Annotated in this window: 18 protein-coding genes and 1 other RNA gene; 7 read left to right on the top strand and 12 right to left on the bottom strand. The window is 62.9% G+C overall.

What is annotated here, in order from left to right; all coding sequences use genetic code 11:
• Position 1: 1 nt before the first annotated feature.
• Complete coding sequence (gene cmk / locus RN01_RS21190; protein WP_008643657.1) at positions 2 to 661, bottom strand: (d)CMP kinase; 660 nt, start codon at positions 659 to 661, stop codon at positions 2 to 4.
• 158 nt (positions 662 to 819) lie between these two features.
• On the opposite strand from cmk, the gene RN01_RS21195 reads away from it, so the two are divergent.
• A complete protein-coding gene (locus tag RN01_RS21195; protein ID WP_008643656.1) occupies positions 820 to 1,050 on the top strand; it encodes a DUF2061 domain-containing protein in 231 nt (76 codons plus the stop codon).
• Between the two features lie 27 nt (positions 1,051 to 1,077).
• Here the strand turns inward: RN01_RS21195 and aroA are convergent, their stop codons facing one another.
• The 7 genes from aroA to gyrA all read right to left on the bottom strand — a co-directional run bounded on the left by aroA (position 1,078) and on the right by gyrA (position 10,438).
• Positions 1,078 to 2,391, bottom strand: coding sequence for a 3-phosphoshikimate 1-carboxyvinyltransferase (gene aroA / locus RN01_RS21200; protein ID WP_017511706.1), 1,314 nt, complete (start codon positions 2,389 to 2,391; stop codon positions 1,078 to 1,080).
• A gap of 43 nt (positions 2,392 to 2,434) precedes the next feature.
• A complete protein-coding gene (locus tag RN01_RS21205; RefSeq protein WP_017511705.1) occupies positions 2,435 to 3,343 on the bottom strand; it encodes a prephenate dehydrogenase/arogenate dehydrogenase family protein in 909 nt (302 codons plus the stop codon).
• Positions 3,344 to 3,352: 9 nt separating this feature from the next.
• Positions 3,353 to 4,477, bottom strand: coding sequence for a histidinol-phosphate transaminase (gene hisC / locus RN01_RS21210; RefSeq protein ID WP_017511704.1), 1,125 nt, complete (start codon positions 4,475 to 4,477; stop codon positions 3,353 to 3,355).
• A 19-nt stretch (positions 4,478 to 4,496) separates the two neighbouring features.
• Positions 4,497 to 5,660: a prephenate dehydratase gene (gene pheA, locus RN01_RS21215; protein WP_011515565.1), complete on the bottom strand. Its 1,164-nt coding sequence runs from the start codon at positions 5,658 to 5,660 to the stop codon at positions 4,497 to 4,499.
• Between the two features lie 100 nt (positions 5,661 to 5,760).
• Complete coding sequence (gene serC / locus RN01_RS21220) at positions 5,761 to 6,924, bottom strand: 3-phosphoserine/phosphohydroxythreonine transaminase (RefSeq protein ID WP_008643651.1); 1,164 nt, start codon at positions 6,922 to 6,924, stop codon at positions 5,761 to 5,763.
• Positions 6,925 to 7,092: 168 nt separating this feature from the next.
• Positions 7,093 to 7,662 carry a DUF2059 domain-containing protein gene (locus RN01_RS21225; RefSeq protein ID WP_011515564.1) on the bottom strand — a complete coding sequence of 190 codons (570 nt, stop codon included), beginning with the start codon at positions 7,660 to 7,662 and terminating at the stop codon, positions 7,093 to 7,095.
• An 82-nt stretch (positions 7,663 to 7,744) separates the two neighbouring features.
• Positions 7,745 to 10,438 (bottom strand): DNA gyrase subunit A, encoded by a 2,694-nt coding sequence (gene gyrA / locus RN01_RS21230; RefSeq protein ID WP_024570695.1) that lies wholly within the window; start codon positions 10,436 to 10,438, stop codon positions 7,745 to 7,747.
• A 446-nt stretch (positions 10,439 to 10,884) separates the two neighbouring features.
• Between gyrA and ompA the strand changes: the two genes are divergently transcribed.
• The 4 genes from ompA to ssrA all read left to right on the top strand — a co-directional run bounded on the left by ompA (position 10,885) and on the right by ssrA (position 13,475).
• The gene (gene ompA, locus RN01_RS21235) at positions 10,885 to 11,538 is read left to right on the top strand and encodes an outer membrane protein OmpA (protein WP_008643648.1); all 654 of its coding nucleotides are present in this window, start codon (positions 10,885 to 10,887) and stop codon (positions 11,536 to 11,538) included.
• A 100-nt stretch (positions 11,539 to 11,638) separates the two neighbouring features.
• Positions 11,639 to 12,382 carry a bifunctional 2-polyprenyl-6-hydroxyphenol methylase/3-demethylubiquinol 3-O-methyltransferase UbiG gene (ubiG, locus tag RN01_RS21240; protein WP_017515205.1) on the top strand — a complete coding sequence of 248 codons (744 nt, stop codon included), beginning with the start codon at positions 11,639 to 11,641 and terminating at the stop codon, positions 12,380 to 12,382.
• A gap of 3 nt (positions 12,383 to 12,385) precedes the next feature.
• Positions 12,386 to 13,042 carry a phosphoglycolate phosphatase gene (gph, locus tag RN01_RS21245; protein ID WP_024570694.1) on the top strand — a complete coding sequence of 219 codons (657 nt, stop codon included), beginning with the start codon at positions 12,386 to 12,388 and terminating at the stop codon, positions 13,040 to 13,042.
• A gap of 73 nt (positions 13,043 to 13,115) precedes the next feature.
• Positions 13,116 to 13,475: a transfer-messenger RNA gene (gene ssrA, locus RN01_RS33205) on the top strand.
• Positions 13,476 to 13,555: 80 nt separating this feature from the next.
• Here ssrA and RN01_RS21250 read toward each other — a convergent pair.
• Together RN01_RS21250 and RN01_RS35070 are read right to left on the bottom strand one after the other, a co-directional pair.
• Complete coding sequence (locus tag RN01_RS21250; protein WP_024570693.1) at positions 13,556 to 13,927, bottom strand: hypothetical protein; 372 nt, start codon at positions 13,925 to 13,927, stop codon at positions 13,556 to 13,558.
• A gap of 101 nt (positions 13,928 to 14,028) precedes the next feature.
• Complete coding sequence (locus RN01_RS35070) at positions 14,029 to 14,181, bottom strand: carbohydrate-binding protein (protein ID WP_369799878.1); 153 nt, start codon at positions 14,179 to 14,181, stop codon at positions 14,029 to 14,031.
• 287 nt (positions 14,182 to 14,468) lie between these two features.
• On the opposite strand from RN01_RS35070, the gene RN01_RS21255 reads away from it, so the two are divergent.
• Positions 14,469 to 14,870 carry a hypothetical protein gene (locus RN01_RS21255; protein WP_008643644.1) on the top strand — a complete coding sequence of 134 codons (402 nt, stop codon included), beginning with the start codon at positions 14,469 to 14,471 and terminating at the stop codon, positions 14,868 to 14,870.
• Positions 14,871 to 14,968: 98 nt separating this feature from the next.
• Here RN01_RS21255 and RN01_RS21260 read toward each other — a convergent pair whose 3' ends face one another.
• Together RN01_RS21260 and RN01_RS21265 are read right to left on the bottom strand one after the other, a co-directional pair.
• Positions 14,969 to 15,439: a DUF1854 domain-containing protein gene (locus tag RN01_RS21260; protein ID WP_017515705.1), complete on the bottom strand. Its 471-nt coding sequence runs from the start codon at positions 15,437 to 15,439 to the stop codon at positions 14,969 to 14,971.
• Positions 15,440 to 15,473: 34 nt separating this feature from the next.
• On the bottom strand, positions 15,474 to 17,777 hold the full coding sequence (locus tag RN01_RS21265; RefSeq protein ID WP_024570692.1) for an ABC transporter ATP-binding protein: 2,304 nt from the start codon (positions 17,775 to 17,777) through the stop codon (positions 15,474 to 15,476).
• Between the two features lie 294 nt (positions 17,778 to 18,071).
• Between RN01_RS21265 and cphA the strand changes: the two genes are divergently transcribed.
• Positions 18,072 to 20,723: a cyanophycin synthetase gene (gene cphA / locus RN01_RS21270; RefSeq protein ID WP_017514141.1), complete on the top strand. Its 2,652-nt coding sequence runs from the start codon at positions 18,072 to 18,074 to the stop codon at positions 20,721 to 20,723.
• The last annotated feature ends 21 nt before the right edge of the window (positions 20,724 to 20,744 follow it).

The following is a 20,744-nucleotide window of genomic DNA, read 5'->3' on the forward strand; positions in this document are numbered from 1 at the left end:
ATCACCGCACTGCGGCGAACCACTCCAGCACCTGCGCCACCGCCTCTTCCACCGTCATTTCTGACGTATCGAGGCGATAAGCGCCTTCAGCGGGACGCAGCGGCGCGGCGGCACGGGTGCGATCCCGCGCGTCGCGTTCCTCAAGGTCACGCAAAAGGTCTTCGATATTAGCAGAAATTCCCTTATCAATCAATTGTTTATAGCGCCTACGAGCGCGGGCCTCCACGCTTGCGGTCAGGAACACCTTGAGCGGGGCATCCGGGAAGATCACCGTGCCCATGTCGCGGCCGTCGGCCACCAGGCCCGGGAGCTTGCGGAAGCCGCGCTGGAGTGCAGTCAACGCATCACGCACGGGCTGGTGCACGGCGATCGCGGACGCGCGGTTACCGATGGCTTCGAGGCGAATCGTCTGACTGACTTCCTCGCCGGACAGCCATACCCGGTCCGGGCCGAACTTGACATCGAGACGCGCGGCCATTTTTGCAAGGGTGTCGACGTCCTGCACGCCAACGTCTGCACGGTCGCTCGCCAGCGCCACGAGACGGTACAGCGCGCCGCTGTCGAGTAGATGAAAGCCGAGAGCATCCGCCACTTTGTGCGCCACGGTACCCTTACCGGATGCCGTCGGGCCATCAATGGTGATGACATCAACGATAGTCATTGATTATTACCAACGTAAAAACTATTAATTTCTAGAATCAATTGATACTCATTATCATTTGACTCATGGTTGCGCGGCTACCGGCCTTCCCTCTCCCGGCTCCCCCACAAAAGCGGTCGCGCAACCGCCCTGAATTCCCAAACGCGAGGCAATCTACCATGGCCAAGACCCTGACCTTCGGCATCATGCATCTGGGCATCGCTTTCAGCGTGACCTACGCCCTGACGGGCAGCCTGGCCATCAGCGGCGCGATTACATTCATCGAGCCCGCCGTGAACACGGTGGCTCACTACTTCTTCGACAAATTCTGGGAGCGCCGCGAACGCCAGGCCAAAACCCATGCAGCAACCCCCGAAGCAAAGACGGCGGCCCGTTACGCCGCCGCCTGATCATGGCCTCCCGGGCTGAGTGACCGCTTACCGCGCCACTCCGGCAAATACCTCGAAGTACTCGGGGAACGTCTTTGCCACACAGCCGGGGTCGTTGATCTTCACGGGCAACGGGCCGAATGCGGCCAACGAGAAACACATGGCCATCCGATGGTCATCATAGGTGCCAATTCCAGCATCCGGGGTCTGCCACGTCGCCAGGGAGGCCGGCGGCGTCACTTTCAGGTAGTCAGCCCCCTCCTCCACCTCCGCGCCGAGCTTGCGCAGCTCCGTCGCCATCGCCGAGATGCGGTCCGTTTCCTTGACCCGCCAGCTGGCGATGTTGGTCAGCGTGGTGGTGCCCTCCGCGAACAGCGCGGCCACGGCCAGCGTCATCGCCGCATCAGGAATGTGATTGCAGTCGAGCTCGATGCCGTTGAGTCGGCCGTCGTCACGCTCGGTGCCGCGCACCTCAATCCAGTTGCCACCGGCCATCACGTTGGCGCCCATCCGGTTCAGCGCATCGGCAAACCGAACATCGCCCTGGATACTCGCCATGCCCACACCCTCCACGCGTACCGGGCCACCGCCGATGGCGCCCGCCGCCAGGAAGTAGGATGCCGTGGACGCATCGCCCTCGACGTAAATCTCGCCCGGCGAACGGTATCGCGCGCCGGCCGGCAGGATAAAGCGCTCCCAGCCCTGTCTCTCAACGGCAATACCAAAGCGTGCCAGCAAGTTCAACGTGATCTCGATATACGGCTTCGAAATCAGTTCGCCGACCACCTCGATCTCGATGCGACCCGATTGCGCCTGGGCCATTGGCAACGTCATCAACAGCGCGGTCAGGAACTGGCTCGATACATCGCCGCGCACACGGATCGGTGCATCGATGCGAATCTGCGCAGGGTTGATCTGCAAAGGCGGGTAGCCAGGCGTGCCCAGGTAATCCACCGATGCGCCGACCTGCCGCAGGCCATCGACCAGATCGCCGATCGGCCGCTCATGCATCCGCTGCACGCCGCTCAGCTTGTACGTACCGCCTTGCAGCGCCAGTGCCGCGGTCAATGGCCGGATCGCCGTACCGGCATTACCCATGAACAGGTCTGCCGCCTTGCTCGGGAAATTTCCGCCCACGCCGGACACGATGCAGTCGTTGCCCTCGCGCCGCCATGCCACGCCGAGCACCTTGAGCGCTTCGAGCATGACACGCGTGTCGTCGGAATCGAGCAGGTCGCGGACGCGCGTTTCGCCGGTGGCGAGCGCGGACAGCAGCAGCACGCGGTTGGAGATGCTCTTGGAGCCGGGCAGGCGCACCGTGCCGGAAGCACGGGTCAGGGGGCCGAGGGTCAGTTGTTCCATGTTTTTGCGGCATGGCCGTTGCGCGCGGAGCGCGCTGGCGGCATCAGGGTTCGACGTTGTTGGCGGCCGCACGTGCGGCGCCCCATTTCAGGCGTGTGTCGCTGGCACGCGCGAACAGCCGTTCGAGCGCTGCGCCATCGCCTTCCTTGATCTTGGTCTTCAGATGCGCCAGCACGGACTCGTAGATACTGATCTCGCGCAGCAACGCATCCTTGTTGGCAATGCAGATATCGCGCCACATCTCTGGCGACGACGCCGCGATGCGCGTGAAATCGCGGAAGCCACCGCCCGCAAAGTCCAGCTTCAGCGCCGCGTCCTCCGCGTTTGCCACCTGGGCCACAAGCGCGTACGACAGCAGATGCGGTAGATGGCTGACCGACGCGAACACGGCATCGTGCTGCACGGCCGACATCACATGGCAATCAGCGCCCGTGGCTTCCCACATGGCGCGCACGGCGGCCACGTCCGCCCGCGAGTTCTCCTGCAACGGGCAAAGCACCACCTTCTTGCCTACGTAGAGATCGTCGAGCGCAGCCTCCACGCCGTTCAACTCACGGCCCGCGATCGGATGGGCGGGCACGAACTGGGCAACCTTGTCGCCGAGCGCGGTCTTGGCCGCCATGATGACGTCGGACTTGGTGCTGCCTGCGTCGGTCACGATCGTGCCCGGCTGCAGATGTGGTTCCAGCGCGTGGAGCAATGCGAAGTTCTGCGCCACAGGCGCGCACAGCACTACCAGACTTGCGCCTCGCATCGCGTCCTCGAGCGATGCGGCCTCGTCGATGACGCCAAGCGCCTTGGCCTTGTCCAGCGAAGCCGCAGAACGGCCTACGCCCACGACCGTCCCCACCACGCCCGCGCGCTTGAGCGACAGCGCCAGCGATCCGCCAATCAGGCCGACGCCGACAATCACGACTTTCGAAAAATGCAATGCGCTCACGGTTTCAGACATGCTTGAGTTTCACTTCAGGGCCTGTTCCAGCGCCGCGATGAACGCGTCGTTCTCTTCCGGCAGGCCGATCGTCACGCGCAGCCACTGCGGCAGGCCATAGTTGGCCACGGGGCGCACGATCACACCTTGCTTCAGCAGCGCCAGATTGACCCGCGCGCCAGCGCCATCGTCGCCACCTACGCGAACCATGACAAAGTTGCCGGACGACTTCACGTATTCAAGCCCACTTCGCTCGAACGCTTCCACCAGCCGCGCCTTGCCCTGACGATTCAGTTCGGCGCTGCGTTGCAGAAATGCCGTATCGTCGAGCGCTGCCACGGCAGCAGCCTGCGCCAGGCTGTTGACGTTGAACGGCTGGCGCACACGATTCAGCAAATCGGTAAGCTGGGGCTGTGCCACGCCATAGCCGACCCGCAGCCCCGCCAGCCCATAGGCCTTCGAGAACGTCCGCGACACCATCAGGTTCGGATACTTGCGCACCCAGGCAACCGATTCGTACTGCTGGCCCGCATCGAGATACTCGTTGTAGGCCTCGTCCAGCACAACCACCACATGCGGCGGCACCTTGGCCAGAAACGCCTCGATCTCGGCGGCGGACACGAATGTGCCAGTCGGATTGTTCGGGTTGGCGATGAAGACGAGCTTGGTGTCGGGCGCAATCGCCGCAGCCATCGCATCGAGATCATGACCATACTCGCGCGACTTGACCTCGATGGCGCGCGCGCCAACTTCCTGCGTGGCCAGTGCGTAGACCGCAAACGAGTACTCGGCGTAGACGATCGACTCGCCATTGCGCACCAATGCGTGCGCGGCCAGTTCCAGGATGTCATTGCTACCGTTGCCGAGCGTCAGCCACTCGGCCGGCACATCATATTTCTCCGACAGTTTCGCCTTCAGCTCGAAGCCGTTGCTGTCCGGATAGCGTCCCAGATCTTCCGTCGCGGCGGCGATAGCCGCCTTAGCCGAGGCGGGCATACCGAGCGGGTTCTCGTTCGACGCCAGCTTGACGATGCTTGCCTCGTCGAGTCCGAACTCGCGAGCCACTTCCGAGATCGGCTTGCCCGCGATATACGGCGAGATCTTGCGCACATAGGACGGACCAAAGTAGTCAGCCGCGTTGTCCTGCCCTGCCATGTCTGTCTCCTCGCTGCCGTTATTTGCTGGATGGATACGAGCCCAGGACCTTCAGGTACGCGGCATTGCGACGCAGCATCTCGATCGCGCGCGTCACGGCCGGTTCGTGCTGATGGCCTTCCACATCCACGTAGAAGTAGTACTCCCACGCGCCACTGCGCGCCGGGCGCGATTCAAACCTGCACATCGATACGCCGTTCTCGGCCAGTGGTGCCAGCAGTTGATACACGGCGCCCGCCTTGTTCGGCACCGACAGGATCAACGAGGTCTGATCGCTGCCAGAAGGCTCGGTCTCATAGCGACCGATCACCGCGAAACGGGTGCGATTGTGCGGATCGTCCTGGATGTGCGAACGGATAATGTGCAGGTGATAGCGATTGGCCGCCGTTTCACCGGCAATCGCCGCAACGGTAGGGTCCTCACTGGCCATGCGCGCGGCTTCGGCATTGCTGGACACGGCCTGGCGCTCCAGATGCGGATAGTTCGCGGACAGCCAGTTCTGGCATTGCGCCAGCGCCTGCGCATGGGCACGCACGACGGTCACACCTTTCATGTCCGGCGTGGAAGCCATGAGATTGTGGTGGACCTTCAGCGCGATCTCGCCGCTGATCTTGAGCGACGTCTGCAGGAACAGATCGAGCGTGCGCGACACCGCGCCCTCGGTCGAGTTCTCTACCGGCACCACGCCGTACTCGACGGTACCAGCCTCCACGGCACGGAACACCTCGTCAATGCTGGGGCACGGCACGCCCGTCACCTCGTGGCCGAAGTGCGCGTAGAGCGCCTGCTCGGAGAACGTTCCGGCCGGGCCCAGAAAGGCGATCTCGAGCGGCTTTTCCAGGCCGCGGCACGCGGACATCACCTCGCGCCAGATCGATGCCACGCTTTCGTCGAGCAGCGGACCGGGGTTGGCGCCCTGCACCTTGCGGATCACCTGCAACTCGCGTTCGGGACGAAATACCGGGGCGCCGTACTTCTTCTTGACCTCGCCCACGTCGAGGGCGAGCTGGGCGCGACGATTGAGCAGCGCCAGCAGTTCACGGTCGACGGTGTCGATCTGGGTGCGCAACGGCGCCAGATCGGCCGACAACGCCTGCTCCTGCGCGCTGGGTCCAGGAGCGTCCTGGCGCCCGGCTTCCTGTGCGGGGGCATCGGCGGCGGGGGACTTGTCTTGCTCTGTCATATCAAGGCCTGGCGGGCCGCGCGAAAAGGCGGCCTCGGAAAGTCTGGGGCGAAGCCACGCCGCGCGCATGGCTGTGCGCGGCGCGACGCTTTGACCGCCGTCAGGCGGCGGTACGCTCGAATTCGCGCATGAACTCGATCAGCGCGGTAACACCCTCGAGCGGCATCGCGTTGTAGATGCTTGCACGCATTCCGCCCACGGACTTGTGGCCCTTGAGCTGTACCAGGCCGTTCGCGCGCGCCTGGGTCAGGAACGCTTCGTTGCGCGATTCGTCGCGCAGGAAGAACGGTACGTTCATGCGCGAGCGGCAGCTGGGGTCGATTTCGTTGCGGTAGAAGTCGCTCTGGTCCAGGAAGTCGTACAGCGCGCGCGCCTTGGCGATATTGCGCTGCTCGATCGCGGGCACACCGCCCTGGGCCTTGAGCCATTTGAACACGAGCCCGGCGATGTAGATCGCATAGGTGGGCGGCGTGTTGTACATCGAATCATATTCGGCCACGAGGCGCCAGTTGAACGCCGACGGGCACAGCGGATGCGCGAAACCGATCAGGTCTTCGCGCACGATGACGATCGTCACACCGGCCGGGCCGATGTTCTTCTGGGCGCCACCATAGACCACCTGCACGCGCGACCAGTCGATCGGGCGCGAAAGGATGTGGCTCGACGCATCGGCCACGACGATGCGGCCCTTGTCGTGCGTGCCGGTCTGGCCAATGTCTGGGATTTCCTGGAACTCCGTGCCAACGATCGTCTCATTGGTGCACAGGTGCACGTACGCGGCATCGTCCGACAGCTTCCACGATGCCACATCCGGGATCTTGTGCCACTTCTGGTCCTGGCTCGAAGCCACGATGTTGACTTCGCTGTAGCGACGCGCTTCCTGCTCGGTCTTGACGGACCACGTGCCGGTGACGACGAAATCGGTCTTCGGCTTTGCTGCGTTGATGCGACTGGCAAGATTCAGCGGCACGATGCCGTTCTCGCCGATCGCACCGCCTTGCAGGAACAGGATGCGGAAATTCTTGGGCACCTGCAGCAGTTCGCGCAGGTCAGCCAGCGCCTCGTTGTGAATGCCTTCGAACTCACGGCTGCGGTGGCTCATCTCCATCACCGATACACCCGTGCCGCGCCACGACAGCATTTCCTCGGCGGCCTGATGCAGGACTTCAGTCGGCAGTGCGGCCGGACCAGGCGAGAAATTGAACACGCGCTCGGCCAGCGAACGTTGCAGGCCGACGAGGGCGGGATTCTGGGGATCGTTCATGGAGGGAAGATGGAAAAATGGCTGCCGGTTTGAACCAAGCAGCCATTATCCCTCAAACCCACGCCCCTTGGACACCATGGGTGCCGGCCAGGGGCGGTGTGAGCGGCAGACCAGCCCGGGAGAATGCCCCACAGGCCAGCCACCGATCACCTGCGGATCACTTGCCGATCACTTCGCAGCGGCGGCGATTTCCTTCTCGGCGGCGTCACGCATCGACTTGCCAACCTGCGGGCCGTACTTCTGCATCATCGAACCCCAGATTTCCTGAGTGGCCTTGCCCTGGTTGGCCATGAACTTCTGGCCGGTCGGCGACTTCAGGAACGTGGTCAGGTCCTTGATTTCCTGCGTGGAGTAGTACTTGCCGAAGGCGTCGTAGTGAGCCTTGAGGGCGTCCTGCTTGAACGCATCCGTCGAGAAGGCCGTGCCGGCGCCATCGACCATGCGCTGTACAGCGCCGTTCTTCTTGAGCTTCTCGACAGCAGCCTGCTTCTGCTTGTCGTTCAGCGTCTTGTTCTCAACCAGCACCTGCTCCAGCACCAGCGGCGCTTCCTGCTTCGCGCCCTGTTGCCAGTTGTCGGCCTGACCCTTCACAGCCTGGTCGGCCTGCATGACGGTCAGCAGTTCCTTGATGGCCGCGGTCTTATCCTTGTCGTCCGCCTGTGCGTGCGCGGCTTGCGCCAGCATCATCATCGGAGCAACTGCAGCCAGAACAGCGATACGTCGATAGGTTTTGAGCATTATGACTCCCTGGAAAATACGTCCGGATTAGTCCGCACGGCCGTCTGGCGAGTTCCGGCCGTGGTTCCAATGTTGCAACAAATTACGAATTCGCATCCGCGTCAGTGGCTCCGGCATCGGTGGCGCCCGCGGCATCATCGCCCGCTTCGCCTTCCTCTGCCCCCGAACCGTTGTCCGCGTCGCTTTCCACGATGCGCTGCAGACCCGACAGCTTGGTGCCTTCGTCGACGTTGATCAGCGTCACACCCTGCGTAGCACGACCCATCTCGCGGATTTCGGCCACGCGGGTGCGAATCAGCACGCCGCCGGTCGTGATCAGCATGATTTCATCTTCGGGCGAAACCAGCGCCGCAGCCACCACGCGGCCATTGCGCTCGCTCGTCTGGATCGCAATCATGCCCTTGGTGCCACGTCCGTGTCGAGTGTATTCGGAGATCGGAGTGCGCTTGCCGTAACCATTCTCGGTTGCGGTCAGGACGCTGCCCACTGGAGGCACGTCTCCCTCTGCCACCGACGATTCCGTTTCCGCGGATTCGGCCGGCGCAACCAGCATGGCGATCACGGCCTGACCTTCATCGAGGTTCATGCCGCGGACACCGCGTGCCTGCCGGCCCATCGGACGCACGTCGTTCTCATCGAATCGCACGGCCTTGCCGGCGTCGGAGAACAGCATGACGTCGTGCTGGCCGTCGGTCACGGCGGCACCGATCAGGAAGTCGCCCTCGTCGAGATCCACGGCGATGATGCCCGCCTTGCGCGGATTCGAGAAATCAGTCAGCACGGTCTTCTTCACCGTGCCACGCGCCGTGGCCATGAAGATGAAGTGCTCGGCATCGAACTGGCGCACCGGCAGGATGACGTTGATCTTTTCGCCGTCGGCCAGCGGGAACATGTTCACGATCGGCCGTCCACGCGAATTGCGCGAGCCCTGCGGCACCTCATAGACCTTCAGCCAGTACAGCCGGCCACGGTTCGAGAAGCACAGGATGTAGTCGTGTGTGTTTGCGACGAACAGCGTGTCGATCCAGTCGTCTTCCTTCGTCGCCGTCGCCAGCTTGCCGCGCCCACCACGCTTCTGCGCGCGGTACTCGGAAATCGGCTGGCTCTTCATATAGCCGGAATGCGACAGCGTCACGACCATGTCCTGCGGCGTGATCAGGTCCTCGGTATCGAGTTCGGTCGCGTTCAGCTCGATCTGCGAACGGCGCTCGTCGCCGAATTCCGCCCGGATCGCTCCAAGCTCGTCGGTGATGATCGTCGCGATGCGCTCCGGGCGGGCCAGGATGTCGAGCAGATCGGCGATCAGGCCCATGACCTCGCGGTACTCCTGGACAATCTTGTCCTGCTCAAGCCCCGTGAGGCGTTGCAGGCGCATTTGCAGGATTTCCTGAGCCTGACCGTCGGACAGGCGATACAGGCCATCCGGCTGCATGCCGAACACCGCCGGCAGACCGTCCGGGCGGTACGATGCGCGGCCGCCCGCAGTGTCGCTTTCGGCACGTGACAGCATTTCGCGCACCAGACCCGAATCCCAAGGCTTCGACATCAGTTCCTGCTTCGCGATCGGCGGCGTCGGCGCAGCCTTGATGATCGCGATGAACTCGTCGATGTTGGCCAGCGCCACGGCCAGGCCTTCCAGCACGTGACCGCGCTCGCGCGCCTTGCGCAGCTCGAACACGGTACGGCGGGTGACCACCTCGCGCCGGTGCGACAGGAACGCATCCAGCATCTGGCGCAGGTTCAGCAGGCGCGGCTGGCCATCGACCAGGGCCACCATGTTCATGCCGAAGGTGTCCTGGAGCTGGGTGTTCTTATATAGGTTGTTCAGAACGACCTCAGGCACCTCATTGCGCTTGAGTTCGATCACCACGCGCATACCTGACTTGTCAGATTCGTCGCGGATGTCCGAAATGCCTTCGACTTTCTTCTCGGTCACCAGCTCGGCAATGCGCTCGAGCAGTGTCCGCTTGTTCACTTGGTACGGCAGTTCGTCGACGATGATCGCCTGGCGCTGACCCCGGTCGATGTCCTCGAAGTGCGTGCGGGCGCGCATGACCACACGGCCGCGGCCAGTGCGGTAGCCTTCGCGCACGCCCTGGATGCCATAGATAATGCCGGCGGTCGGAAAATCGGGCGCCGGCACCAATTCGATCAGTTCATCGACGGTGGCATCGGGATTACGCAGCAGATGCAGACAGGCATCGACAACCTCATTGAGGTTATGCGGCGGAATATTGGTGGCCATGCCGACCGCAATACCCGACGAACCATTGATCAGAAGATTCGGAATACGCGCCGGCAAAATGCCAGGCTCTTTCTCCGAACCGTCATAGTTCGGTTCGAAATCGACAGTTTCCTTGTCGATATCCTGAAGCATTTCATGGGCAATCTTCGACAGGCGGATTTCGGTATAACGCATTGCCGCCGCGTTATCTCCATCCACCGAACCGAAGTTGCCCTGACCGTCGACCAGCATGTAGCGCAGGGAGAAATTCTGCGCCATACGCACGATCGTGTCGTACACCGCGGTATCGCCGTGCGGGTGATATTTACCAATCACATCGCCGACGATACGGGCCGACTTCTTGTACGGCCGGTTCCAGTCGTTGTTGAGCTCATGCATCGCAAAGAGCACGCGCCGGTGTACCGGTTTCAGGCCGTCCCGAACGTCGGGAAGCGCGCGCCCCACGATTACGCTCATTGCGTAATCTAGGTATGAGCGGCGCATTTCCTCTTCCAGTGAGACCGGAAGGGTTTCTTTGGCGAATTGATCCATTGCGACGTGGTTTATGCGGCGGGTTTAGGCAAATGGGACTCCGATTCCCGCATGACGGAGACCGGCATACGGCATCGGGCGAACATGGCATTCTATCATGCACGCACCCCCCTTCCCGACCCCGCGGGAACCCCTCGCTCCCGCCCCTTGACGGCGCTTTCAGCGACCACCCCCTCACCCGGCAACCCCATATGGGACAAGGCTTTGCGGGCGCCGCAAGGCGGATGTTGCACAAACACCACAGGCCCAAAACCGCTTGGTTGAATCGAATATATTTACTTCTTAGGAAACGAGCCTTGTGGCACAATTCCCCAGCGAAGAGCCAGACGTTGTTCGAAGTGGATCATGCTCCACGTCGAGAATGTTATACTCCGAAGAATGTATGACTTGTTTTCGTCCATTTGCTCGCAGTAACCCTGCGGTGATCTCATCCTGAGAGGAGAAATATGAAAAAATTTGCCAAGCTCGCGCTCGTTGCAGCTACCGCAGTAATGGCTGCATCCGCTCAAGCCCAGTCCGTCCCCTATGAAAAGAAGGCAGTGAACGACAACTGGGGCAACGGTACGAGCGAGTACGTGTGGAAGAATGGCACGAACGAGCTCTGCTGGCGCGACAGCTCCTGGACCCCGGCAACGGCCAATGCACAGTGCGATGGCGCGCTGGCTCCGGCTGCTGCGGCTCCGGCCCCGACCCCGGTGGCACCGCCGGTTGTGTCGAGCGAAAAGGTCACTTTCGCTGCTGACACCCTGTTCGACTTCGACAAGGCTGTTCTGAAGCCCGAAGGCAAGGCCAAGCTGGACGACCTGGTTTCGAAGCTGCAAGGCATCACCCTGGAAGTGATCATCGCTGTTGGTCACACCGATTCGTTCGGTTCGGACAAGTACAACGATCGCCTGTCGATCCGTCGTGCTGAGTCGGTCAAGGCCTACCTGGTGAGCAAGGGCGTTGAAGCCAACCGCGTGTACACCGAAGGCAAGGGCAAGCGTCAGCTGAAGGTTGATCCGAAGTCGTGCAAGGGCAACCGCACTGCTCAGATCGCCTGCCAGCAGCCGAACCGTCGCGTGGAAGTCGAAGTGGTCGGCACCCGCAGCGCACGTTAATCGGATCCTCTCCGATGAAAAAAAGCCCAGCGCAAGCTGGGCTTTTTTTTTGGTAAAGTTGCCGCAGACTTCTCACCTGATTTGCCGCTCGCCGGCACCCATGATGTCGCAATCGACCACCCTGCATTCCACTCCCGATACGCCAAGCAGCCGCAACGCCGATCCGAAGGAGATCGACAAGTTCAGCGAGCTGGCCCACCGCTGGTGGGACCCCAACAGCGAGTTCAAGCCGCTGCATGACCTCAACCCGCTGCGCCTGGGCTGGATCGACGACATTGCCCACCTGTCGGGCAAGCAGGTCATCGACGTCGGCTGCGGAGGCGGCATCCTTTCCGAAAGCATGGCCCGCGCGGGCGCTACCGTGCGCGGCATCGACCTGTCGACAAAGGCGCTCAAGGTAGCCGACCTGCACAGCCTGGAATCGGGCGTGGCGGTGACCTACGAGGAGATCGCCGTCGAGGATCTGGCGGCCCGCGCGCCGGCCAGCGTCGACGTGGTGACGTGCATGGAAATGCTGGAGCATGTGCCCGACCCCCAGTCGATCGTGCGCGCCTGCATGACGCTCGCAAAGCCGGGCGGCTACGTCTTCTTCTCGACCATCAACCGCAACCTCAAGGCGTACCTGCTTGCCGTCGTCGGCGCCGAGTACGTATTGAACATGCTGCCGCGCGGCACGCACGACTACGAGAAATTCATCACGCCATCCGAACTCGCCCGCTTCGCGCGAAATGCCGGACTGGACATGATCGAGATGCGCGGCATGACCTACAACCCGTTGACGCAGATCTACTCGCTTGGCCGCGACACCGACGTCAATTACATGATGGCTTTCCGCAAGCCTTGAACCATGATGACGTTCGACGCAGTTTTCTTCGATCTTGACGGCACACTTGCCGATACCGCTCCCGACCTCGCCGCAGCCGCGAACCGGCTGGTCATCGAACACGGCATGTTGCCAGTCGCGTACGAACGGCTCCGTCCGGTAGCTTCGCACGGCGCGCGTGGCCTGCTCGGCGTGGCGTTCGGCAAGCGCCCGGAGGATCCCGAGTTCCCGGCCTTGCGCGACGCGTTCCTCGACTACTACGAGGCCGATATCGCCGTCCATACGCGCCTGTTCGAGGGCATGGACCAGGTGCTGGCGCAACTGGAGTCCACGGGCATTCGCTGGGGCATCGTGACCAACAAGATTGCCCGCTTCACCGTGCCGCTGGTCAATGCGATCGGCCTGACGCCACGCGCTTCGGCCGTGGTCAGCGGTGACACCACCCCTTATGCCAAGCCACACCCCGCACCGCTGCTGCGAGCGGCAGAATTGAGCGGCGTGGCGCCCGGCCGGTGCATATACGTCGGTGACGACCTGCGCGACATTCAGGCTGGCCAGGCCGCCGGCATGACCACGGTCGCAGCGGCATACGGCTACTGCGGCGAAGCCGAACCTCCGGAAACCTGGGGCGCCGACTACCTGATCCGCCATCCCGCGGAGCTGCTACCGCTATTCTCCTGACCAAGGAACCGAACCACGCAGGGTGCGTCGAAAGCGAGTACAATCCGTTTTCTTTCGCGTTTTGACGCACATTGGGGCCGACCTGGTTTCGACGTGGGTTACAAAGCAGTGGAGGGCATACCGAGGACCCGTCACCTCGTTAATCAATGGGAATGCAATAACTGCTAACGACGAACGTTACGCACTGGCAGCCTAAGGGCCGCCGTCCTCGCACTGGCTCGCTGACGGGCTAGGGTTCGCAAGAACCAGCGAGGTCATTTACGTCAGATAAGCTTCGGGAGTGTCACGGGCCCGAGGACGAAAACCTAGTGACTCGCCGTCGTAGAGCGTGTTCGTCCGCGATGCGCCGGTTAAATCAAATGACAGAACTAAGTATGTAGAACTCTCTGTGGAGGGCTTGCGGACGCGGGTTCGATTCCCGCCGGCTCCACCAAACATGAAACCCAACCGTCACCGGTTGGGTTTTTTTTATGCCTGGACGATTCATCGCGCGCCGATGTGGCGCGCCCGCCGTCAGTGCATCGACGCGCCATCCAGAGGCATGCCAGCCAGCCGCGCCGCATGAAACGGTTCCACGCCAACCGTCACGCCGAGGTGCGTGTACAGCCGCTCCGCCTGATCAGGCGAAGTAAGCACGCCAGGCATCCATAGCCGCTGCAGCCGCGCCAAGGGTTCGCCCGAGTGCGCGGCAAACGCCTCGGGGCCGAACTCCTGAATGGCTTTGAACAGCACGAGACCGACCAGGTACATGTCGCCAGTGTTCAGCGCGATCTCTGCCTGGGCAGTCCAACGCGCTGTGCGATCTTCAATTTTTTCCGCTTCGGCGAAACGCTCTGTCATGGTCGGCATGAAGGCGTCACCCGGCGGGAGAAAGGTAAAACTCATCAAACGACTCCAGTCCCCGTATCTGAACGATGACGGCATTCTTCGCAGAAAACTTAAAAAATCGGAACCGATTCACGCAAGATCCAGCGAAAAAACAACACTTAGCGAACCACACGCCACAAGGCCAGCGTCACCGCTGGGGCCCTTCCAGCACTGCGCCACGTCGTATGCCTTCGGAGGCAGACGTAGCGCGTGCCCTGATAGATGACGGCCTGACCAATTTCATATGTGGTCCATACGTGAGGTCCTCGCACCAAGTGTCCAGGCTGGTGCCATTGGGCTGCCCTGTCGATCTACCCCTGGAGCTGCCATTGCCACCAGAACGTCCGCTTGCGCTGGGTGCGTCCTTGTCGACTTCATAGCGATAGCCGGATACGCCTTGATTTGATCTGTCCGCCAACACCAAGGAAATCGCAATTTCTATCAATCATCGGACATTCAGCCTGCCGTCAAGACAACGACCGATCAACGTCCGTGCCAGCACGCTGACGGGGAACGTTACAATAGGCCATCGCAGTTTCCCCTTCCCCGCATCGCCTCCATGTCTGACCACCCCCGCTTTACCGTTAATCGCTCCGTCTGCCTGCTTGTGCCGGAGCAGCCCTTCCTTGACTGGGTCAAGGCGGTGGATCCCGAACCTGTGCCCACGCTGACCCTCGAGGCCATCCGCGACGACGCCAGTGTGTTCCTATTGCCCGAGGTAGCAGATACACCTGAGAACGCGCTGCGCTGGGTGGAAAAGCGCTGGCGTACGTTCTTCGAGTTCATGCTCGGGGAATGGTTTGACGACTCGCTATGGCCCCAGCAGATCTCGCTGGAGATGTTCCGCCAGTGGTTCACCCCTCGTTTTCACTCGATGGTGTGGGACATGGCGCCGGACTCGCCGATCGAACTCGAAGACTGGGATGACGAGGACGACCAGGTATCGACGTTGCTGCACTGAGTCGCTTCGCGACTGCGCGACGGTCAGATGAGGAAACGAAAACGGCACGCAATTGCGTGCCGTTTTTCATGCCGTGCCGGGCAATGGCCTTGGCAGCGTCAGAGGAACCGGTCCAGGATCTTGCGGCTGGGCTTGTCGAGCGCCATCAGGTCTCGAATCAGATAGTGGATGCCGTGGCTGTCCGAGATCAGCAGCGTATTGCCAACGAGCCGGCGGATATCCTCCTCGCCACGCAGCACCAGATCAGTCTGGCCACGATCGGTCTGCACGGTCCACACGCTCGGTGTGGCATACGTGGAGACGCCCACGATCTTCCGGATTTCGGGCATGAACTCGCGCGCAGCCAGCTCCGCCTCGATCAGTTCGCGGGTCGGCGCCGGCAGGCCGTCGAGGCTCGGAATCCAGGCCAGTTCCCGGCCATCCGTACTCATCATGCCAACGCCGCCGTCGGGCGCGGAGATCGGGAAGGCTCGCACCGGCACTACCCCTTCGTGCGACACGCCATCGGCCAGCGTCAGCACCAGCTTGCCGAAGCTGTTGCGGGTCAGATTGAAGTCAGGCGTCTGCATGGCCGGTTGTTCTTGAGTCTGTTCGGAAGTTTGATTACTGCGCACCGACGGCCTCCTTCGCTTCCGCGACTTCGCCGTCGCTGATCGCATCGGCGTCGGTATCCACGTTGCGCGCCTGTGCCTGGTACAGCTTGTAGTACGCGCCTTCACGCGCCATCAGTTCGTCGTGATTGCCCACTTCAACGATCTGGCCACGATCCATCACCACCAGACGGTCGGCCTTGCGCAGCGTGGAGAGGCGGTGCGCGATGGCGATCGTGGTACGGCCCTGCACGAGGTTGTCCAGGGCCTTCTGGATTTCCTTCTCCGTCGTGGTATCCACCGACGAGGTGGCTTCGTCCAGAATCAGGATGCGCGGATTGATCAGCAGCGCGCGGGCGATCGAGATGCGCTGGCGCTCGCCGCCGGACAACGCCTGACCACGTTCGCCCACCAGCGAATCGTAGCCGTGCGGCAGCCGCAGAATGAACTCGTGCGCGTGGGCGGCACGGGCGGCCGCGATGATTTCCTCTCGGGTCGCGTCGGGCTTGCCGTAGGCGATATTGTCGGCGATCGTGCCGAAGAACAGGAACGGCTCCTGCAGAACCAGGCCGATATGGCGGCGGAACTCCGAAACCGGCAGCGAGCGGATATCGACACCGTCCACGCGAATCGCACCTTCGGACACGTCATAGAGACGGCAGATCAGGTTGACCAGCGTGCTCTTGCCCGAACCGCTATGCCCCACCAGGCCGATCATCTCGCCCGGCTGGATCGACAGGTTCAACCCGCGGATCACGGCGCGGTTCCCGTAGCGAAACCCGAGGTCGCGCAATTCGATGGCGCCTTGGACATTGTCGATGTGCACCGGCTTCTGCGGCTCCGGCACGCTCGACACGTGATCAAGAATATCGAAGATCCGCTTGGCGCCGGCGGCGGCCTTCTGCGTCACCGAGACGATACGGCTCATGGAATCCAGGCGCGTGTAGAAGCGGCTGATGTAGGTCAGGAACGCCACCAGCACACCCACGGTGATCGCATCGTGGCTGACCTGCCAGATGCCGAAAATCCAGACCACCAGCAGGCCCACCTCGGTCAGGAACGTGACCGTCGGCGTGAACAGCGACCACACCGCGTTGACCCGGTCATTGATGGCCAGGTTGTGCTTGTTCGCCTCCCGAAAGCGCGTCACTTCGCGCTTTTCCTGCGCGAAGGCCTTCACCACCCGGATACCCGGAATCGTATCGGCCAGCACGTTGGTGATCTCCGACCAGATCCGGTCGATCTTCTCGAAGCCATGGCGCAGGCGGTCGCGCACCAGATGGATCATCCACGCGATGAACGGCAGGGGCACCAGCGTAACTAGCGCCAGCCATGGATTGATCGACACGAGGATGATGGACGTCATCGCGATCATCAGCACGTCGGTGGCGAAGTCCAGCAGGTGCAAGGACAGGAACACGCTAATGCGGTCGCTCTCCGAGCCGATGCGCGCCATCAGGTCGCCGGTCCGCTTGCCGCCGAAATACTCGAGCGACAGCTTGAGCAAATGTTCGTAGGTGGTGGTGCGCAGGTCGGCGCTGATCCGCTCCGACACCCGGGCCAGCAGGTAGGTACGTGCCCAGCCCAGCACCCAGGCAACCAGGGCGGCGCCCAGCAGGCCGGCCAGGTAGAGTTTGACAAGGCCGATATCGATCGGCACACCGTTCTGGTAGGGAATCAGTACCTTGTCCATCAGCGGCATGGTCAGGTACGGCGGTACGAGCGTGGCGGCGGTGCCCAGCAGTAGCAGGACGAAGCCGCCCAGCAGTTCCCAGCGGTAGGGCCGCGCGAAGCGCCACAGGCGCAGGAGCGCCCATGTCGACGGGGGCGTTTCCAGTTCCCGGCTGCATTGCGGGCACTGTTCCTCGCCGGGCGGCAACGGCGCCTTGCAGGTGGGGCAGATCTCGGTATCGGCAGGCTCCGGGGCACGGCCCGTTGCCAGGGCGTCGCGACGCGTATCGAACTGGTCGGCCAGTCTCAATGCGTCGGGATTGTAACCAAGCGTATAGCGCCAGCTTGCCAGGCGGCGCTGGCCATCCGACAGTTCCAGCATGCCCACCCCGGCGTGGTCCCCATGGGCCAGCGTCTGGCCGGCCGTGATTTCCCAGTCCTGGAGGGTTTTTTCACCGGGCGCGCGCGCAATCAGGCGACGGTCCGTCACAACCAGCCACCCTTGGGTAAAATGCAACCTTGCGTCCAGGTCCAGCGTCAGTCCGGCCAGGACGTTTTCCCCAGGCTGCAGGGTGGCGCCGATTTCGGCACCCCAAGGTCCTTGCAAACCGGGGCTGGGAGGGACGGACGGGGAAGACTGGGTCATTGTTGGCGCGTCAGACAAGAAGCGAAAAGCGAATGAAAAGCGCGTCCGCAATGGGCCCCGAAGGGATCAGCGACGGACATAACTTGAAACAATTTAAGCGGAGCGCCATGTGGCGGCCCGCAATTTTGCCCGCAAGTATACATAACGCAAACAAGCGGAGGAGCCTGGTGCACTGCACAACACGTTCCGGCCAGATCGGGGCAGCCAAGGGTCAACCCTGAAGCCGCCGTAACGTTAACGAAAGGTTAGGCTTCCATTTCTCGGGCATTCAGCCCACTGCCTCAAGCTAAGTCAATGAAAAAGAAGGACATTGAGATTTTCGATGTCATGTCGCTGCGCGGCCCGAATATGTGGACATATCGGCCGGTGCTGGAGGCATGGGTCGATATCGGCGAACTGGAGGATTTTCCCTCCAACACGATTCCGGGGTTCTATGAGCGCCTGTCGGCATGGCTGCCAACGCTGATCGAACACCGCTGCAGCCCGGGGGTGCGCGGCGGCTTCCTGATGCGTCTGAAGGAAGGCACCTGGCCGGGCCACATCCTGGAACACGTCACGCTTGAGCTGCAGAACCTGGCCGGGATGCCGGGCGGCTTCGGCAAAGCTCGCGAGACCCCGATCCGCGGCGTGTACAAGGTCATCGTCCGCGCCTGGCACGAGGAAGTGACGCGCGCAGCCCTGTTCACGGCCCGTGACCTGGTCATGGCCGCCATCGAGGACCGTCCTTTCGACGTGCCCGCTGCGGTGGACAACCTGCGCCGCCTGGTCGACGAACACTGCCTGGGCCCGAGCACGGCCTGCATCGTCGATGCCGCGGATGACCGCGACATTCCGTCGATCCGCCTGTCGGACGGCAACCTCGTCCAGCTCGGCTATGGCGCCCGCCAGCGTCGCATCTGGACGGCCGAGACCGACCGGACCAGCGCCATCGGCGAGTCGATCTCGCGCGACAAGGACCTGACCAAGAGCTTGCTGGAATCTTGCGGCGTGCCGGTGCCGGAAGGCCGCATGGTCGAAAGTGCCGAAGACGCCTGGGATGCCGCCGAGGACATCGGCGTGCCCGTGGTGGTCAAGCCGTACGACGGCAACCACGGCCGTGGCGTGTTCACGAACCTGATGACCCGCGAGGAAGTGGAAACGGCCTATGCCGTGGCCATCGAGGAAGGCAGCGGCGTGATCGTCGAGCGTTTCGTGCCCGGCAACGAGCACCGCTTGCTGGTGGTGGGCGGCCGCGTGGTCGCCGTCGCGATGGGCGAAACCGCCTCGGTGGTTGGCGACGGCAAGTCGACGATCGACGAACTGATCGAATCGCAGATCAACTCCGACCCACGTCGGGGCACCACCGAAGACCATCCGCTGAACCGCGTGCGTCTGGATTCGGCCGCACGCCTGGAACTGAAGCGCCAGGGCTATGCCGACGGCAGCGCCGTGCCGCCGGAAGGCCGCACCGTGCTGATCCAGCGCAACGGCAATGTCGCGTTCGACGTGACCGACCGCGTGCATCCGAGCGTGGCCGCCCATGCCTCGCTGGCCGCTCGTGTGGTGGGTCTCGACATCGCCGGCGTGGACCTCGTCGCGCAGGACATCTCGCGCCCGCTGGCCGAACAACGTGGCGCCATCGTCGAAGTCAACGCCGGCCCGGGCCTGCTGATGCATATCAAGCCCGCCGAAGGCGAGCCGCGCCCGGTGGGCCGCGCTATCGTCGATCACCTGTTCCCGAGCCGGAACGGCGTGGAAGACGATGGCCGCATCCCCGTGGTGGGCATTACGGGCACCAACGGCAAGACTGTGGTGGCCAAGCTCGTGGCGCGACTGCTGCAACTGTCGGGCAAGCACACGGGTCTGGCCTGCAGCGACGGCCTGTTCCTGGACCGCCGCCAAGTGGAGAAAGGCGGCCGGGGCGACCGCGCGAGCTGGGATGCCGGTCATCGCATTCTGATGAACCGCGCAGTGGAAGCCGCCGTGTTCGAGAACGACAGCGGCATGATCCTGTCGCAGGGCCTGCCCTATGACCGCTGCCAGGTGGGCGTGGTCACGAACTTCGGAAAACCCGACCACATCGGCGACTTCTACGTCGAAGATGAAGACCGCATGTACAACGTGCTGCGCACGCAGGTGGATGTGGTGCTCAAGACCGGCGTGGCCGTGCTCAACGCCGCCGACGCGCGTCTGGTCGAAATGGCCGAGCTGTGCGATGGCGACGTCATCTTCTTCGGCCTGTCCGCCGACCTGCCGGCCATCGCCACGCATCGCGCGGCAGGCAAGCGCGCGGTGTTCGTGCGCGACGGCAAGGTGGTGCTGGCCACCGGCAACAGCGAGACCGCGCTGACCGATGTGTCGGCGATTCCGCTGACCTACGCCGGACGCGTGGCATTCCAGATCGAGAACGTGCTGGCCGCCGTGGCCACGGGTTGGGCGCTCGGCATTTCGAACGACCTGATCCGTGCCGGCATCGTCACGTTCGACGTCGGCCAGGTGGACGTTCCGGGCCGCTTCACGCTGTTCGAGCACCATGGCGCCACCGTGGTGGTGGACGACGCGCACAACGCTCCGGCGCTCGAAGCGCTGGCGGCCGCGCTCGACCGCTTTCCGTCCGAGCGCCGGATGCTCGTGTTCGGCGCGGGTGTGCAGCGTCGCGACGAGGACCTGATCGAACAGGGCAAGGTGATTGGCGCCACGTTCGACCGCGTGTTCCTGTGCGAGGACCAGAGCGTCAAGCGCGAACTCCCCGAGACCGAGGCGCGCGCGCTGCTCAAGAAGGGCCTGTACGAAGGCCGCCGCGTGACCAAGATCATCGACGAAGGCGCGCGCCGCGCGGCGGTGGAAGCCGCGCTGGCCCAACTCGTGGCGGGTGATCTGCTGGTACTGCAGTGCGACGAGGGCTCGACAGACAGCACGGTGGAACAGGTACACCAGTGGATGGGCCGCGCCGGACGCCGCGCGTGATGCGCGAGCCGGAAAGAAAAA

It is taken from the genome of Cupriavidus sp. SHE, from assembly GCF_000812445.1.
GTDB lineage: Bacteria > Pseudomonadota > Gammaproteobacteria > Burkholderiales > Burkholderiaceae > Cupriavidus > Cupriavidus metallidurans.

Coding starts and splice junctions, on each gene's coding strand:
- aroA (WP_017511706.1), bottom strand. CDS start 2,391: ATGGAACAACTGACCCTCGGCCCCCTGACCCGTGCTTCCGGCACGGTG.
- RN01_RS21265 (WP_024570692.1), bottom strand. CDS start 17,777: ATGACCCAGTCTTCCCCGTCCGTCCCTCCCAGCCCCGGTTTGCAAGGA.
- RN01_RS21250 (WP_024570693.1), bottom strand. CDS start 13,927: ATGAGTTTTACCTTTCTCCCGCCGGGTGACGCCTTCATGCCGACCATG.
- RN01_RS21195 (WP_008643656.1), top strand. CDS start 820: ATGGCCAAGACCCTGACCTTCGGCATCATGCATCTGGGCATCGCTTTC.
- ompA (WP_008643648.1), top strand. CDS start 10,885: ATGAAAAAATTTGCCAAGCTCGCGCTCGTTGCAGCTACCGCAGTAATG.
- serC (WP_008643651.1), bottom strand. CDS start 6,924: ATGAACGATCCCCAGAATCCCGCCCTCGTCGGCCTGCAACGTTCGCTG.
- pheA (WP_011515565.1), bottom strand. CDS start 5,660: ATGACAGAGCAAGACAAGTCCCCCGCCGCCGATGCCCCCGCACAGGAA.
- gyrA (WP_024570695.1), bottom strand. CDS start 10,438: ATGGATCAATTCGCCAAAGAAACCCTTCCGGTCTCACTGGAAGAGGAA.
- RN01_RS21260 (WP_017515705.1), bottom strand. CDS start 15,439: ATGCAGACGCCTGACTTCAATCTGACCCGCAACAGCTTCGGCAAGCTG.
- RN01_RS21205 (WP_017511705.1), bottom strand. CDS start 3,343: ATGTCTGAAACCGTGAGCGCATTGCATTTTTCGAAAGTCGTGATTGTC.
- ubiG (WP_017515205.1), top strand. CDS start 11,639: ATGATGTCGCAATCGACCACCCTGCATTCCACTCCCGATACGCCAAGC.
- RN01_RS21255 (WP_008643644.1), top strand. CDS start 14,469: ATGTCTGACCACCCCCGCTTTACCGTTAATCGCTCCGTCTGCCTGCTT.
- cphA (WP_017514141.1), top strand. CDS start 18,072: ATGAAAAAGAAGGACATTGAGATTTTCGATGTCATGTCGCTGCGCGGC.
- gph (WP_024570694.1), top strand. CDS start 12,386: ATGATGACGTTCGACGCAGTTTTCTTCGATCTTGACGGCACACTTGCC.
- RN01_RS21225 (WP_011515564.1), bottom strand. CDS start 7,662: ATGCTCAAAACCTATCGACGTATCGCTGTTCTGGCTGCAGTTGCTCCG.
- hisC (WP_017511704.1), bottom strand. CDS start 4,477: ATGGCAGGGCAGGACAACGCGGCTGACTACTTTGGTCCGTCCTATGTG.
- cmk (WP_008643657.1), bottom strand. CDS start 661: ATGACTATCGTTGATGTCATCACCATTGATGGCCCGACGGCATCCGGT.